General features: G+C 66.8%; 14 protein-coding genes. 4 read left to right on the top strand and 10 right to left on the bottom strand.

The window, feature by feature from the left end; translation table 11 throughout:
- Positions 1-40: 40 nt before the first annotated feature.
- The 3 genes from AC5Y21_RS13220 to AC5Y21_RS13210 form a co-directional block, all read right to left on the bottom strand.
- Entirely contained in the window at positions 41-2,083 is a 2,043-nt protein-coding gene (locus AC5Y21_RS13220; protein WP_499912905.1) for a vWA domain-containing protein, read from the bottom strand.
- Positions 2,076-3,470 carry a sigma 54-interacting transcriptional regulator gene (locus tag AC5Y21_RS13215; protein WP_499912904.1) on the bottom strand — a complete coding sequence of 465 codons (1,395 nt, stop codon included), beginning with the start codon at positions 3,468-3,470 and terminating at the stop codon, positions 2,076-2,078. Before AC5Y21_RS13215 ends, AC5Y21_RS13220 begins: the two co-directional genes overlap by 8 nt.
- Before the next feature lie 143 nt (positions 3,471-3,613).
- Positions 3,614-3,886, bottom strand: a complete 273-nt coding sequence (locus tag AC5Y21_RS13210; RefSeq protein ID WP_499912903.1) for an LGFP repeat-containing protein — start codon at positions 3,884-3,886, stop codon at positions 3,614-3,616.
- 67 nt (positions 3,887-3,953) lie between these two features.
- Between AC5Y21_RS13210 and AC5Y21_RS13205 the strand changes: the two genes are divergently transcribed.
- Positions 3,954-4,100 (top strand): hypothetical protein, encoded by a 147-nt coding sequence (locus AC5Y21_RS13205; protein WP_499912902.1) that lies wholly within the window; start codon positions 3,954-3,956, stop codon positions 4,098-4,100.
- Between the two features lie 157 nt (positions 4,101-4,257).
- Here AC5Y21_RS13205 and purH read toward each other — a convergent pair whose 3' ends face one another.
- From purH to AC5Y21_RS13185, 4 genes are all read right to left on the bottom strand, one after another.
- Complete coding sequence (gene purH / locus AC5Y21_RS13200; protein WP_499912901.1) at positions 4,258-5,829, bottom strand: bifunctional phosphoribosylaminoimidazolecarboxamide formyltransferase/IMP cyclohydrolase; 1,572 nt, start codon at positions 5,827-5,829, stop codon at positions 4,258-4,260.
- Positions 5,830-5,836: 7 nt separating this feature from the next.
- Entirely contained in the window at positions 5,837-6,466 is a 630-nt protein-coding gene (gene purN, locus AC5Y21_RS13195; RefSeq protein ID WP_499912900.1) for a phosphoribosylglycinamide formyltransferase, read from the bottom strand.
- Between the two features lie 124 nt (positions 6,467-6,590).
- On the bottom strand, positions 6,591-7,925 hold the full coding sequence (locus tag AC5Y21_RS13190; RefSeq protein WP_499912899.1) for a cell division protein PerM: 1,335 nt from the start codon (positions 7,923-7,925) through the stop codon (positions 6,591-6,593).
- A gap of 39 nt (positions 7,926-7,964) precedes the next feature.
- On the bottom strand, positions 7,965-8,945 hold the full coding sequence (locus AC5Y21_RS13185; protein ID WP_499912898.1) for a DUF5336 domain-containing protein: 981 nt from the start codon (positions 8,943-8,945) through the stop codon (positions 7,965-7,967).
- Between the two features lie 163 nt (positions 8,946-9,108).
- Here AC5Y21_RS13185 and AC5Y21_RS13180 point away from each other — a divergent pair, with 163 nt between their 5' ends.
- Positions 9,109-9,957, top strand: coding sequence for an LLM class F420-dependent oxidoreductase (locus AC5Y21_RS13180; RefSeq protein ID WP_499912897.1), 849 nt, complete (start codon positions 9,109-9,111; stop codon positions 9,955-9,957).
- Positions 9,958-10,017: 60 nt separating this feature from the next.
- Here the strand turns inward: AC5Y21_RS13180 and AC5Y21_RS13175 are convergent, their stop codons facing one another.
- From AC5Y21_RS13175 to sucC, 3 genes are all read right to left on the bottom strand, one after another.
- Positions 10,018-11,547: an acetyl-CoA acetyltransferase gene (locus AC5Y21_RS13175; protein WP_499912896.1), complete on the bottom strand. Its 1,530-nt coding sequence runs from the start codon at positions 11,545-11,547 to the stop codon at positions 10,018-10,020.
- Positions 11,548-11,656: 109 nt separating this feature from the next.
- Positions 11,657-12,559, bottom strand: coding sequence for a succinate--CoA ligase subunit alpha (gene sucD, locus AC5Y21_RS13170; protein WP_499912895.1), 903 nt, complete (start codon positions 12,557-12,559; stop codon positions 11,657-11,659).
- Between the two features lie 63 nt (positions 12,560-12,622).
- Positions 12,623-13,786 (bottom strand): ADP-forming succinate--CoA ligase subunit beta, encoded by a 1,164-nt coding sequence (gene sucC / locus AC5Y21_RS13165; RefSeq protein WP_499912894.1) that lies wholly within the window; start codon positions 13,784-13,786, stop codon positions 12,623-12,625.
- Positions 13,787-14,102: 316 nt separating this feature from the next.
- Between sucC and AC5Y21_RS13160 the strand changes: the two genes are divergently transcribed.
- Complete coding sequence (locus AC5Y21_RS13160) at positions 14,103-15,200, top strand: M23 family metallopeptidase (protein ID WP_499912893.1); 1,098 nt, start codon at positions 14,103-14,105, stop codon at positions 15,198-15,200.
- 4 nt (positions 15,201-15,204) lie between these two features.
- Positions 15,205-15,759: a hypothetical protein gene (locus tag AC5Y21_RS13155; protein ID WP_499912892.1), complete on the top strand. Its 555-nt coding sequence runs from the start codon at positions 15,205-15,207 to the stop codon at positions 15,757-15,759.
- The last annotated feature ends 159 nt before the right edge of the window (positions 15,760-15,918 follow it).

Genomic DNA, 15,918 nt, shown 5'->3' with positions numbered 1-15,918 from the left:
ATCCGTACGGATTGGGCGATTTTGCGTCTGCTCGGCAGGCCTAGCGATGCCGTCGGGACCGCAGGTAGTCGCCCACTACCGCCGCTCCCAGCCCGTCGAGATCGGGCACCACCACTCGCCCCTCGACCCGTCGTGCCACCTGGTCGATGAACCGCGCCAAGCCAGGATCGCTGCCCAGCCGGAAGATCGTGATCTGCGCGCCCAACCGGGCCATATCGTCGAACCCACGCACGGTGTGGGCGATGGTCCGCGGATGCGGCGGGTAATCAAAGAACACAGCAGAACCCGACCCCGCTCCGTCGAAGTCCTCCAGGTGGGCGGTGGGCTCACCGTCGGTCACCACCAGCACGACGGGCTGCGCGTTGGGGTGCCGCTTCAGGTGACGCCCGGCCAGCGCGAGCGCGTGATGCAGGTTGGTGCCCTGCTCGTAGACACCCTCCAAGCCGGTCAGCTCGGCGGCGGTCACTGTTCGGGCATAGCGGCCGAAGGCGATGATCTGCAACGCATCTGACCGAAACCTGGTGCACACCAAATGGTTGAGCGCCAGCGCCGTTCGCTTCATCGGCAGCCACCGGTTTTCCATCACCATCGAAAACGAGGTATCCACCAGCAACGCCACCGCGGCCTGCACGCGTGTCTCGGTCTCGGAGACCTCGACGTCGTCGACGGTGATCTTGATCGGGCCGCCCGCCGCGTCGAGGGTAGCGGTTCCGGCTTGGCGCAGCACGGCGTTGGTGAGCGTGCGGGGAATGTTCCACGGCTCGGTGTCGCCGAACTGCCAGGGCCGGGTGGCGCCGGTCAGCTCGCCCGCCGCACCGGCGCGGCGATGGTCACGCTCGCCGCGACGTCCGGAAAGTTGTTGCGCCACATCGCGTAACGCAGCCTCACCCAGCCGCCGCATAGCCTTTGGAGAGAGCCGCCACTGACCGTCGGAACCACGATCCAGGAAACCCTGGTTGACCAGCGCCCGTTCCAGTTCGGCGAGGGTGCGGGCATCGATGGCGGCCTCGTCGCCGAGTTGGCGTGCCAGCGCGTCGAGATCGACGTCGTCCATGGTGGCGCCCGGATAGCTCTGCGACAGCTGCTCAGCGAGCTGCTCCAGCTCGGCGATGTCGGCCAGCGCCTGCGTACCTTCGCCCATGCCGAACGGGTTGTCGCCCGAGAACTCTTCGGACCCCGACCAGTCCTCACCAGGCCGCGCGGCCTGCAGATGCGCGTCCAGCCGGTTCAGCGCCTGCATCAGTGCGGGCGATCCAAATGCCTGCTGCGCCAGGGCATCCAGCTCGGCCCGCTGGTCGGGACTGAGACTGTTGCGGAAGCGTTGGGCGGCGGCGGCACGCTTGGCCAGCGAGTCCAGCAGCTCCTCGACGTTGCGCGGGTTCTCCGGGAAGAACTCGCCGTGCTTGGCCATGAACTCGTCAAAGTCCTGCTGGGTGTCGTCGCCGCGAGAGTGCTTGTCCAACAAGTTGTTCAGGTCGTCCAGCATCTCGTTGACGCGCTGGCGATCCGCGTCGGTAGCCCCTTCCAGCGCCTCCTTCATGCCCGCGAAACGTTGGTCAAGCATGTCGCGGCCGAGCAGATCCTTGATCTGCTCATACTTTTCGCGAGCCTCCCCACTGCGCCAGTTGTAGCCGGAAAGCTCTTGCACGGCCTTGGCCGGCGACGTCGGAAGCGCATCCAACTGCAGTTCGCCGAAGCGGGCATCGTCGTCCAGGGCTCGGGCCAGCTCTTTGCGTTCGGCCAGCACCGCCTCGTCGAGCAGCCGCTTGATCTCCTGCAATGTGCCGTCCAAGTTGTTGCGGCGCAATAAATCCCGTCGGCGCCGGTTGGCCTCGGCCGCCAACCGGTCGGCGCCGGTGACGTTCTCGGTGCCGCGACGCAGCAGCTCGGACAGCGCCCGTCGCGGCGAGGTGCCCGCCATGACGTCCTGCCCGATCTGCTCAAGGGCCTCGCGCAGGTCCACCGGCGGAGCCAGCGGGTCCGGCCCGCCGGTGTACGCCGAGTATCGCGACGAGTGCCCTCGTGACGATCGCAAGGGCGGCGAAGCCGGGCGCAGCGGGTCGTCACCATCAGACTTACCCATAGACGGTTTGGCCCTCCCCGGACACCTTGTCGATGCGCTTCGCGAGGTATAAGGCCTCCAGCGCGAGTTCCAGTGCCGCGGCCCGTTCGCCTTCGGATTCGGCACCCAGCTTTTTCGCGATGCTGTCGACCACCCGCAGTCCCGGCACGGCGGCCAGCACGTTCTTCGCCGATACGCGCTCGCCCGTCGTCACCGTGGAACCACCCTCGACAGCCGCAACTAGCGAGCCGACGTCGATGCCGCCGAGCACTCGCGACGCGGTGTCAGCGGTTGCGCGCCGCAACAGGTGCTCGAGCACCGCCTGCTCGCGGCCTTCCTCACCGGACTCGAATTCGAGCTTGCCGCGCAGCACGTCGATCACCGTGCCCAGGTCGACGACTCGGGCCACCGGGTCCGTCTCTCCCAGTACCGCGCCGCGATGCCGGGCGGAGGCGGCCACTGTCTCGGCCGCCGCGATCGCGAACCGCGCCGACACCCCTGAGCGCTGATCGATGGAGTTGGACTCCCGCAGGTAGCGGGCAAACCGTGCGATCACTTGCGTCAGATAGTCGGGCACCTGTGCGCTCAGGTGCGCCTCCTGAGCGATGACGCCCATCTCGGCCTCGAGTTCCAGCGGGTAGTGGGTGCGGATCTCCGCGCCGAACCGGTCTTTGAGCGGAGTGATGATGCGACCGCGGTTGGTGTAGTCCTCGGGGTTGGCACTGGCTACAACAAGGACATCCAGGGGCAGGCGCAGCGTGTAGCCGCGGACCTGAATGTCACGCTCCTCCATGACGTTGAGCATCGACACCTGGATGCGCTCGGCGAGGTCGGGCAGTTCGTTGACGGCGACAATGCCGCGGTGCGCGCGCGGGATGAGCCCGTAGGCGATGGTCTCGGGGTCACCGAGGCTGCGGCCCTCGGCGACCTTGACGGGGTCGATGTCTCCGACGAGGTCGGCGACGCTGGTGTCGGGGGTGGCCAGCTTCTCGGTGTAACGCTCGCTGCGGTGTTTCCAGTGCACCGGCAGGTTGTCGCCGAGCTCGGCCGCCCGCCGGATCGACTCCGGCGTGATCGGCGTATAGGGATGCTCGCCCAGTTCTGCCCCGGCGATCACCGGCGTCCACTCGTCAAGCAGCCCGACCAGCGCCCGTAGCAGCCGGGTCTTGCCCTGGCCGCGCTCGCCCAGCAGGACGAAGTCGTGACCGGCGATCAGCGCCCGTTCCAGCTGAGGAATCACGGTTTCGTCGAACCCCAGGATTCCCGGCCACACATCTGCGACATCTGGGCCCTCGGCCAGCGCGGTCAGCAGATTCTCCCGGATTTCCTGCTTTACTCCACGTTCACGATGACCGGCGGCACGCAATTCGCCGACGGTGCGGGGCAGATAGCTCGGTGACGTCACCACTCCACGCTACGACGACGCTGGAAATCCGGCACCGCGACCTCCCCTGGTCCTCCCCTCAATAAGTGAATGCCGGGCAATCGGATCGATTGCCCGGCATTCGTCGAGGTCTTACGAGCCCAGCGCGGACTGGACCCGAGGACCGCTTAGCTGTAGGTCACGGTGGCCTGCGGGTCGCCCGTCTTCCAGGTGATCGTGCCGTGCTCGAACGTCGACTTCTTCATACCGTCGGGGGTGTCCAGCTCGTCGCTGGTCGGATACCCGAGCTTGCCCTGCGAACCGCCGAGTTCATTCCACTTGTCGCGGATCTTGCCCCACACCACATAGGCCTGTGTCTTGTAAATGATCACACCGCCGTCGAACTGCTGATAGACGCCGCCATCCGGGTTCTTTTGCTCGTTGTCCTTCGGTGCGCCCAAATCCTTTCGCTGGCTATCGTTCAGCGCCTGGTACTTCGTGAGAATGGGCCCCTCGACCGTGTACGGCGTGCCGTTTGCACCCGTGATCTGCGTCGTGCTCGGCGCACCGCTCGAGGGTGCGGACGTCGCTGCGGAAGTTGTGCTGGCCGCCGACGAAGTCGCCGACGTCGGTGCAGTGGCTGAGCTCGTCGCTTCGCCGGATTTGTTCGACTGACATCCCGCGCCGATCAAAGCAAAACCGAGAATCGCCGCCGAAAATGCCGCCGTTCGTACAGCTATCGAGCGCATATCAATTCCTCTCGAGTTGTGTAACCCCGCTGGCGCTGGCCATCTCTGCACGCTATCTCGGGTCGCGGCGGCCAACAAGACCACTAGTGCGCGAAGTGACGAGCTCCGGTGAGGTACACAGTCACACCGGCTTTGGCCGCCGCCGCGGTCACCTCGTCGTCGCGCACCGAGCCGCCGGGGTGCACTATCGCCTTGACTCCTGCGGCGGCCAGCGTCTCCAGGCCGTCGGGAAACGGGAAGAAGGCATCGGACGCCCCGACCGCGCCTTTGACGCGATCGCCGCCGCGTTCGACGGCGAGCCGGGCGGCGTCGACCCGGTTGACCTGGCCCATGCCGACGCCGACGGTGGCGCCGTCGGCGGCGATCACGATTGCGTTCGACTTGACCGCACGGCAGGCGCGCCAGGCGAACACCATGTCCGTCAGCGTGGCCGGATCGGCTGGTTCGCCGGTGGCCAGGGTCCAGTTAGCCGGGTTGTCGCCGTGGGCGTCGAGCTGGTCGCGCTGTTGCATGAGCAGTCCGCCACTGATCGGCCTGAGTTCGTGACCGCCGGCCAGTGGTTCGGAAGCCACCAGCACCCGGATGTTCTTCTTTCGGGTCAGCAGATCGACGGCGCCGGGCGCGTAGGCGGGCGCGACAATCACCTCGGTGAAGATGGTGCTGACATATTCGGCCATCTCGACGCTGACCTCGGTGTTGGCCGCGATGACTCCGCCGTAGGCGCTCAACGGATCGCATTCGTGGGCCTTGCGATGCGCATCGGCCACCGAAACATCGGATATTGCGATGCCACAGGGGTTGGCGTGCTTGATGATCGCCACACACGTCTGCTCGTGATCGAAGGCCGCCCGCCAAGCCGCATCGGCGTCGGTGAAGTTGTTGTAGGACATGTCTTTTCCATGCAGCTGCTCGGCCTGCGCCAGGCCGGGCCAGGCGCCCGGGTCGCTGTACAGCGCCGCCTGCTGGTGCGGGTTCTCGCCGTACCGCAGCGTTGTCTGGCGGCGCCAGTTTGCGGCGAACCACTGCGGGAACTGCGCCTCGGGATGCTCGGGTGCCAGCGTCTCCTGCATCCAGCTCGCGACGGCGATGTCGTATTCGGCCGTGTGCTGAAAGGCCAGCGTCGCAAGCCTTTTCCGCTCGTCGAGGGTAAATCCGCCATTACGCACCGCCGCCAGCACACCGTCGTACCCGCGCGGGTCGGTGACTACCGCCACGCTGGGGTGGTTCTTGGCTGCAGCCCGGACCATCGAGGGCCCGCCGATGTCGATCTGCTCGACGCACTCGTCGACGCCTGCGCCGGATTCCACGGTCTGGCTGAAGGGGTAGAGGTTGACGACGACGAGCTGGAACGCCTCGATTCCGAGCTCTTCGAGGGCGGCTTGGTGTTCTGGCTTGCGCAGATCGGCCAGCAGGCCGGCGTGCACTCGCGGATGCAGCGTCTTGACCCGGCCGTCGAGCACCTCGGGGAAACCGGTCAGCTCCTCCACGCGTGTCACCGAAACGCCCTTGTCCGCAATGGTCTTGGCCGTCGAACCGGTCGAGACGATCTCGACACCGGCGGCGGAAAGACCCTGCGCTAGATCTACCAGCCCGGTCTTGTCGTACACACTGATCAGCGCGCGGCGAATCGGCTTCTTGGTGCCATCGGTGCTCATGCTGTGCTCATCCCACGGTCGCCTTTCCTCCGATCCAGGTAACGCCGCCGGTCGCGATCGCGGCCACCACGTCCACCAGCAGCCGCCGTTCGGTGACCTTGATGCGTTCGTGCAAAGTTTCCTCGTCGTCACCGTCGAGCACCTCGACCGGTCGCTGCGCGACTATCGGTCCGGTGTCCGTGCCGGCGTCCACCAGGTGCACCGTACAACCCGTGACCTTCACACCGTAGGCCAGCGCATCGGCCACCGCGTGCGCACCCGGGAAAGCCGGCAGCAGCGCCGGATGGGTGTTGAGGATACGACCGTTGAATCGCGACAGAAATTGCGGCCCAAGGATTTTCATGAATCCGGCGGAAACGATCAAGTCGGGCTGGTGAGCGGCCGTGGCCACGGTCATGGCGGCGTCCCAGGCGGCACGGTCGGGGTGCTCCTTGAGCCGGACGGTGTAGGACGGCACCGATGCGCCGGCGGCGACTTCGATGGCTCGGCAGTCGCGGTCCACGCCGACTGCTACCACCCGCGCCGGGTAATCCCCCTGTGCGGCGTCGAGCAGAGCGTTCAGCAGTGAGCCGGTGCCCGATGCCAGGACCACCAGCCTCGCCGGCGCACTCGGGGGCACGCGGAGCGGTTCCTGCACACGGGCAGCCTAGTCGTGCGGGTGTGCGGAACGCGCCACTTGGTGCCGCAGCGGGTGTCGCTCGCTATGACGGTGGTGGTGTGGGTTGACCAAGCGCTCCTCGTTAGCCCCACCGGTGCACCAACTAGTCCCCAAGGTCGCGGGCGGCTTCATCGGACGCGTCCTCGCCGCCGGCCACCACATCCTCCTCGCCGACCACCGCGTCCTCTCCGACCGCGTCGTCCCCGACCACCGCATCCTCGTCGGCAAACTCGGTCGGTTCCTCGACCTCCTCCGGCGGCGGTGGCGGAGCGGGTTTCGGCCGTCGGGGCCGGCGCCGGATCCCGCCGGCCATCAGCACCGTCACGCCGCCAACGAGCGCAAACCAGAAGAACACGCCGATCACCAAGGCGCCTTGGTCCACGCCGACATCGCCGAAGTTGCCCAACCGACCGCTTCCGCCGTATGCCAGCAGCGACATCGTCAACGCCCCGGCGACCGCGGCCACCAGCAGCTTGGCCATCGCCGGAACAAGCGGCAGCGCATGCCGGGCGCACTGCTGCCCGACGGCGACACCCGACGACGCGCCCACGATCAGCAGGGCCACCCACACCGGCCCCAGCGGCGGCGTCGGGGCCGCGGCAAGGATCGGCAACGCCGGTATGTCGCCGCCGAAAACGGTGAACGAGCTGAACGTCGCGAACCCAATGTGAGCGCTGGACCCGACCGCTACCGCAGCGGTACCCACGATGACGTTGGGCGCGTACAGCACCGACAGCACGGTCAGGCTGAACTGGCCGAATATCGAATCGGTGATGCCGTAGAGCTGCTGCATCGTCGCCCAGTGCACAACCAGCGAACCGGCCGTCACCAAACTGGAGAGCCCGAACAACGCCAGCACGCCGGCCGCCGCCGCACGTACCGAGTCGGCCAGCCAATTGGGCAACGGCGAAGCCGCCAACGTCCGTCGCCCCACCCGCGATCCGATTCCGATCGCGGCACCGAAAGCGTGCACCACCAGCACGCTGGTGAACGCGCGGAGGGCGCTGGGTGTCTGCAGCTCGGTGAGCACCGACGACGCGTCATGGATGACCGCCAGCGCGATGGCTGCCAACAGCAGGGGTCCGCCCAGCGCCGAGGCGACAACCCATCGGATGACGAGCCAGGACGAGTGCGGCGAGGTGGCCCGCGCGGTGGTACGCGCCGTCGCCCATCCCATCAACAGGACTGGAAGCAGGGGCATTACGCCCAGCTCGCGGCCACCTATGGAGATCGGGACGGCATGCACGCCCAGCCACATGCTGGCAATCGCACCCAACGCGCCGGTCATGTCGCTGTTGGCGATCAGCAGCTGCAGCAGCGTAACCGCCGCAATAATGACGAGCGCGATCAACGCGGGGCCGAACGCGACGCGAACGAGATCACGCGCCTGGCGCGCGCCCGCAGCCCGGTATTCCTCGCCTTCTAACACCCTTTTCACACTTGGCGCATGAGCCTGACTAGGCGCAGACGCGCCCGGTTAGGCCGGCGCCGCCCCCGGTGATGACTGCTGGCCTTGTCCGAAGTTCTGCGTTTGTTGGCCGCCCGAAGGATTCGAGTAGTTGACGGTTGCCGAACTTGCCGGGGAACCGCTGCCCGCATTCGCCGACGGTGGCTGTCCGTAGCTGGGGAAGCCGGTGGGCGGGGTGGTCGGAGTCTGCACGGCCGGCTGAGGGCCCGACTGCGCGGAGGGCTGGGGGCCCGACTGCGCAGACGGCTGGGGCCCCGACTGCGACGAAGGCTGGGCACCGAATCCGCCAGTCGACACGGTCGACGTCGGGATCGCGTTCTGGTTCTGCATGCTGCCTTGGCTGGGCGGCTGGTTCTGGCTCGGCGGCTGGCCCTGGCCATATCCGCCGTACTGCTGTGACCCGTAGCCGGAAGGCGGCGCCTGCAGCCCAGGCTGCTGGGCCTGCTGACCGTAGTACGGCTGCTGCCCATATTGCGGCTGGCCGTACTGGCCGTACTGGCCGTATTGCTGCTGGTACGGGTCGTACTTGGGCCGCGGCGCCGGCGGAGTGATGACGCCCGACTCCAACAGAACCGAGCCGACGGCCGCCACCGCCTGGAACAGGCTCAAAACCAGACCTGCCCACTTTCCCCAGTTGTCGGAGACACCGCCGGAGGCTTTGACGACCTCTACGATCGCTACTAACAAACCCAGCACCGAGACGGCGGCGATGACCCCAAGGTTGCTCGTGGCCTTGGGCAGCAGGCCCACCGCTGCGAGCAGCGCGGCCAGCAGCACCGCGATGATGGAGATGCCGCCACCACCGGGAGCGAAACTGAAGAAGTACGCCACCAGACCGAGTACCGCGACGGCGATTGCCAGATAAAACGGCAACTTGCTTTCACCGGGCTCTTTGGCGAAGTCGGGCGTGCCCGCCGGGGCGGCTGCTGCGTAGGACCCGGAGGGCTGCTGCGCGGGTGGGTATCCGGGATTACCGGCCGAGTAGGTCATTGACTCCTCCTGTTGCTTCCCAGGCTGGTATTGCTTGCCAGGCTGGCCGCGCTTGCGTGGCGACGCGATTCGATGAACAACGCTAGCGCACGTTGGGGTGCCGGTGCCGGGGCGCTGGGCCCCCGCTTGCCGACCGAAGGTAGAACACGTTCTAATCCTGTTCATGGATTACGGGCTTGTGTTATTTACCAGCGACCGTGGCATCACCCCGGCGGCAGCCGCCAAGCTTGCCGACGACCACGGTTTTCGTACCTTCTACGTGCCAGAACACACACACATTCCGGTCAAGCGTGAGGCGGCCCATCCGACGACGGGCGACGCATCGCTGCCGGACGACCGGTATATGCGCACGCTGGACCCATGGGTGAGCCTGGGCGCGGCGTGCGCGGTGACGTCGCGGGTGCGGCTGTCGACCGCGGTGGCGCTGCCAGTCGAGCACGACCCGATCACGCTGGCGAAAAGCATCGCCACCCTCGACCACCTGTCCGGCGGAAGGGTCAGCCTGGGCGTCGGATTCGGCTGGAACACCGACGAGCTGGCCGATCACGGTGTGCCGCCCGCACGCCGGCGCACCATGTTGCGCGAGTACATCGAGGCGATGCGCGCGCTGTGGACACAGGAAGAGGCCGCTTACGACGGCGAGTTCGTCAAGTTCGGGCCGAGCTGGGCATGGCCCAAGCCGGTGCAGGCCCACATTCCGGTACTGGTGGGCGCGGCGGGCACCGAAAAGAACTTCAAGTGGATCGCCCGCAGCGCCGACGGCTGGATCACCACTCCGCGCGACTTCGACATCGACGAACCGGTGAAGTTGCTGCAGGACACCTGGGCCGCCGCCGGGCGGGACGGCGCACCGCAGATTGTCGCCCTAGACTTCAAACCGGTACCCGAGAAGTTGGCGCGCTGGGCGGAACTCGGCGTCACCGAGGTGCTGTTCGGTTTGCCGGATCGCCCCGAAGACGAGATCGCCGCGTATGTGGAGCGACTGGCCGGCAAACTGGCCGCGCTGGTGTGACGAGCAGACGCAGAATCGCACGAATCCGCCTCGCGGAGTGCGATTCTGCGTCTGCTCGCCCTACAAACTGCAGCGGTTGCCGTAGTCGAAGGAGCGCACCCGGACCGGTCGGCCAAGCGGGTCGCCGTCGGTCAGCACAGCGATCAACTCGTCGTCCTCGGTGGTGGCCAAAAACCGGCTGCCGTCATCGAGTCGGCCGATGACGATCCCGGTCGGCCGCCCGTTGTCGCGGCGCACGGTGTAGGTCTCGACGGTGGCGGGGCCGTCGGCGTTCTCGGTCACCGGCACGGTCGGCGCACTGTCGATCTGGGCCTGCAACTGCGTGCTGCCATCGGGCTTCCATTGCACCGGAGTGGTGGAGTAGATACCGACCGAGTACTTGCTCATGATGCCGCCGTTGGCGCCGACGAGGCCGAATTGCCCTGGCGCGCTGCGTATTCGGGCCACCGTCTCGGCGATGCCGTGCATCGAGTAGTTGTTGCCCGCGCCGCCGAAGAACGGCAGCCCACCGGTCAGGGTCAGCCCGCGCGGATCGTCGGGCGCAATGCCCATGCCGTCGCAAATGTTGAACACCGGCACCGGAAAGCAGCTGTACAGGTCGAAGGTGGCGAGGTCGTCGACGCCGATGCCGGTCATGGCCAGCGCCTCGCGCACCGCCATGACGGCCGACGGGGCGTGCCCGAGGTCCGGACGCTGCAGCAGCCCCTGCTCCTGGAGGTCGGCGTGGCCGTGCAGGTACACCCAGTTCTCCTCGGGAACGCCGAGGCGCCGGGCCGCCGCCACCGACATCAGCAGTGCCGCCGCCCCTTGGTTCACCTGGTCGCGGGCGACCAGCAGCCGCGGGTACGGCTCCGAGATCATCCGGTTGCGCTCGGTCACGGTGACGAGTTCGTCGACGGTGTATTCGACCGGTGCGGCGGCGAACGGGTTGCCCGCCGCGACCTTGGTGAACGGCGCGAACAGCTCACCCATCCGCCGCAGATACTCGGCCGGCCCGAGCCCGGTTCCGGCCCGTCGGGCATTCTCCATCAGCGCGTACTGCGTCGGTGCGTCGACCAGACCGTGAATGACGGTGTAGCGCGAGATGATTCCGTCGATGCCCTGGCCGCGATCTTCCAGGTCGCCGTCGACGGTCTCGGTGAAGTCCGGCTTAGTCGCGTCGGCCTTTGCAAAATGCCGCAGGGTCGACGTCGCATCGGAGCCGAACACCATTGCGGCTTCCGAGCGTCCGGTCGCGATCTCGGCGGCCAACTCGCTGACCAGGTGCTGGGGCCCCTGACCGCCGACGATCTCCAGAATCGCGCGAGCAGGCTGCGCGCCGATCCGGTTGGCCACGGATCGCGGGTAGTTGTTCGACCGTCCCAGCGGAGCGGTCGCGACGGGCCCGGAGATCTCGAATTGGCGCACACCGGCGATGGTGTCGATGGCCGCAGCCACCGATACGGCGTCGGCGCCGCAATCTTTCAGGGCGGTTTGGGCAGCGGCGGCGGCCAGTTCGACCGGTGACATGGCCCGGTAATCGGGGTCGTCGATGCGCTCGGCCGCCTGCCCGACACCGACGACGACGGGCGTGCGCGGATCGAGATTCATAGCCTTACTATCTACCGCAGTCCGGTCCCGGGCGCGTCAGCGACCCCCGCGAGCAGACACAAAAGCACCCGCACGCTCGGCGTGTCGGGTGCTTTTGCGTCTGCTCGGCCTAGAGGGTGCGCAAGATCTCGCGAGCGAGGGCGGCCGTCTCCGAGGGCGTCTTGCCCACCTTGACACCAGCGGCTTCCAGGGCTTCCTTCTTGGCGGCCGCGGTCCCCGACGAACCCGACACGATCGCGCCCGCGTGGCCCATCGTCTTGCCCTCCGGGGCGGTGAATCCCGCGACATATCCGACGACCGGCTTGGACACGTTGGCCTTGATGAAGTCCGCCGCGCGCTCTTCGGCGTCACCGCCGATCTCGCCGATCATCACGATGAGCTTGGTGTCGGGATCCTTTTCGAACGCCTCGATGGCATCGATGTGGGTGGTGCCGATCACCGGGTCACCGCCAATGCCGATTGACGTGGTGAACCCGAAATCGCGCAGCTCGTACATCATCTGGTACGTCAGGGTGCCCGACTTGGACACCAGCCCGACGGGACCTGAGCCGGTGATGTTGGCCGGCGTGATGCCGACCAGCGACTGGCCGGGGCTGATGATGCCCGGACAGTTGGGGCCGATGATCCGGGTCTTGCCGCCTTTGTCGAGGTTGTAGGCCCAGGCATAGGCACTGTCCTGCACCGGAATTCCCTCGGTGATGACGACCAACAAGGGAATCTCGGCGTCGATGGCCTCGATGATGGCGTCCTTGGCGAACTTCGGCGGCACAAAGATGATCGAGACGTCGGCGCCGGTCTTCTCCATGGCCTCGGCAACACTGCCGAACACCGGCAGCTTGATGATCCGCCCACCCTTGTCCTCGTGGGTGACCGTGGTGCCGGCCTTGCGGGCGTTGACCCCGCCGACGATCTGCGTGCCCGCCTTGAGCATCCGGGCGGTGTGGACGGTGGCCTCGCTGCCGGTGATGCCCTGAACGATGACCTTGTTGTCTTTGGTCAGAAAGATTGCCATTAGCCAGTCCTTTCTTAGTGTCGACCCGCTGCGGCCGGCTTCGCCGCGCTTGCGATCGCCACGTCAGGCGCTCGCCAGCTGGGCCGCTTTGTCAGCGGCCTCGTCCATCGTCGCCACCAGCGTCACCAGCGGATGGTTGGCCTCGGCCAGGATGCGCCGGCCTTCGTCGACGTTGTTGCCGTCCAGCCGCACCACCAGCGGCTTGTTCGCCTCGTCGCCAAGGATCTCCAGCGCCTTCACGATCCCGGTGGCAACCGCGTCACACGCCGTGATGCCACCGAAGACGTTGACGAACACGCTTTTGACCTGCGAGTCGCCCAACACCACGTCCAACCCGGCGGCCATCACCTCCGCGGAGGCGCCGCCACCGATGTCGAGAAAGTTGGCCGGCTTGGCGCCACCGTGCTTCTCGCCGGCGTACGCGACGACGTCCAACGTCGACATCACCAAACCGGCGCCGTTACCGATGATGCCGACCGAACCGTCGAGTTTGACGTAGTTGAGGTCGTGCTCCTTGGCCTTGAGCTCCAGCGGATCGGTGGCCTCGCGGTCCTCGAACTCGACGTGGCCGGGCTGGCGGAAGTCGGCGTTGGCGTCGAGGGTGACCTTGCCGTCCAGCGCCAGAATCTGATCGTCAGGCGTGCGTACTAGCGGGTTCACCTCGACCAGGGTCGCGTCCTCGCCGACGAACAGCTCCCACAGTTTGGCGATGGTGACGGCGGCGGCGTCGAGCACCTCGGCCGGCAGATGGCCCTGCTCGGCGATGGACCGCGCGGTCGCCAGGTCGACACCCTTGACGGCGTTCACCGGAACCTTGGCGAGCCGGTCGGGCTTGGTGGCGGCCACCTCTTCGATCTCCATGCCGCCCTCTACTGAGCACATCGCGAGGTAGGTGCGATTCGCCCGGTCGAGCAGGAAGGAGCAGTAGTACTCCTCGGCGATGTCACTGGCCTCGGCCACCAGCAATTTCTTGACGATGTGGCCCTTGATGTCCAGGCCCAGAATGTTCTTGGCGTGTTCGTAGGCGTCCTCGGGGGTCGCGGCGTACTTGACGCCGCCGGCCTTGCCCCGTCCACCGATCTTGACCTGCGCTTTGACCATCACAGGTCGGCCGATCTCTTCGGCGATGGCCCGGGCGCCTTCGGCGGTGTCGGTCACCCGGCCGGGAGTGCTGGGCACGTTGTGCTTGGCGAACAGCTCTTTCGCCTGATACTCGAAAAGATCCATGGGCTCACTGTCTTCGCTTGGCATATAGGGAGGCGGTACCGGACTCGGCAACACGCACGGTGGAACTGTATCCACCCACCGAATCGAGCGCGTCGTGGCCCCGCCCCCGACGTGACGTTCGGAGCGGTTGGTGTGACACAGCTCACCGAGCGACTTCCGGAACCTAAACGTGATCAAGCTCACAATCCAGGCCCGACCCTGGCCTCGGGTTGCCAGCGCTGTAGGTCAGCGGATACCGTCTCAGGGTCCAGATAACGTTAAGGTCACGATCCGAGGACTTTTCAGGTTGTCGCAGCACCGATTGACACGTTCTCGCGTGGCTGCAGGAGCGGTACGTACCACCCGCCAAGGCTGGACTCCTCACCACCAGAACGAAGTCACCGAAATCATTCCACTGGACGGTTTCGACTTCGACGACCTCGACGATCTCTACGACACCGACTTCAGTGACCTGGAGTTCGATGTGGACTTCGCCATCGACAACGAGACCCGGGTACTGCGGGCCCCTGAGCTCGATGATCTGCACGACGTCGACAACCTGACTCCGGAGCGGCTGGCGGCCCCCACCGACGTGCTGGCCCGGGTGATCGTCGACCCCGATGCCGAACCGCGTCACTACCGGTCGGATGGCCCGGCCGTCGTCCGTCCGCGTCGCCCGGTCGCCGTACGTTCCGATCGCCCGGCCGTCGTCCGGGTGCCCCAGCGGGGCGGACAGCACCGCAAGCAGCCGACCAGCGCGGCCAAGGGGCGGCTGATGATCTCGGCAATGGCTGCCGGTGCGGCGGCCGCGGCCGGACATGCGGCCCTCACCCACTCCGACACCCCGAAGACCGACACGGTGCTGAGCGCCAATGCGTCATCGCTGCTCGGCGGGTCGGGCAGCAACGCAACCCGGGGTGTGCAGGTCGTCGCTGTACAGCCGGCCGGCAATGTCGCGACACACAACGAAGAGCTCGCCAAAGGAATGGCGTTCGCCCAGGAGCGTGCTCAGCGTGAGGCGCGGCTGCAGCAGCCGCTCTACGTAATGCCCACGAAGGGGATTTTCACGTCGAATTTTGGGTATCGCTGGGGTGTGCTGCACGCGGGAATCGACCTGGCCAACTCGATCGGAACGCCGATTTACGCGGTGTCAGACGGTGTGGTCATCGACGCCGGACCCACTGCCGGCTACGGAATGTGGGTCAAGCTGCGCCACGCCGACGGCACCGTCACGCTCTACGGCCACGTCAACAGCACGCTGGTCAGCGTCGGCGAGCGGGTGATGGCGGGCGACCAGATCGCCACCATGGGCAACCGGGGCTTCTCCACTGGCCCGCACTTGCACTTCGAGGTGCTCCTAGGCGGCAGCGAACGCATCGATCCAGTGCCGTGGTTGGCCAAGCGGGGACTCAACGTCGGCAACTACGCCGGTTGAGCCGTTGACCGAGCCGAACACTCCACCTCCTGACGCGCAACCGGCCGAGCCAGCTACGTCGTCCGAGTCACGAGCCCGGATCATCCGGCGCGCCCCCAGCGGCCCGATGCCGACCCTCCCGGAGTCCCCGACCACCCAGATTCCGCCGCAGAGCTATCCCGGCCCCCGTCGCTCGGCGCCTCGCCTCGATGAGCCGACCGCCGGCACGGCCGTCGCAGCCTGCGCGGTCAGCATCGTCAGCGGATGGGCCGCGTCGGTGGTGGCCACCGACCTGATCGCCGGCTGGTGGAGGACCGACCGCTTATTCTGCATCGCCGTCGGTTTTCTCGCGCTGGTCTTCGCGTTGGCCACCGTCTCGGGCGTGATCCTGCTGCTGCTGCACCGGCCTGTCGGGCGGTGGTTGATCGCCACGGGTGCGGTGGTCGCGTTGCTGACCTATGGCGGGATATTTCTCGCGGATGCCCGTGTCGCGTGGATCGTCTACCTTCTTTGGGTGCTGCCGGTAGCCAGCATCGTCCTGGCGTTGCACCCGCGAACCAAACGCTGGCTATTGGGCTAGCTGCGGCGTTGGGTGTGAAGCCGCGGCGTTGGGTGTGAAGCTGCGGCGTTGGATGTGAGGCCACGGCGTTGGGTGTGAAGTTGCGGCGTTGGGTGTGAAGCCGCGGCGTTGGGTGTGAAGCGGCGGCGTTGAAGGTGAACCAGCGGTGGTCTCGGGCCC

It is taken from the genome of Mycobacterium sp. NGS41, assembly GCF_059812725.1.
The sequence above is the reverse complement of the archived record's forward strand: the minus strand, read 5'-3'. Positions and strand labels throughout refer to the sequence as shown.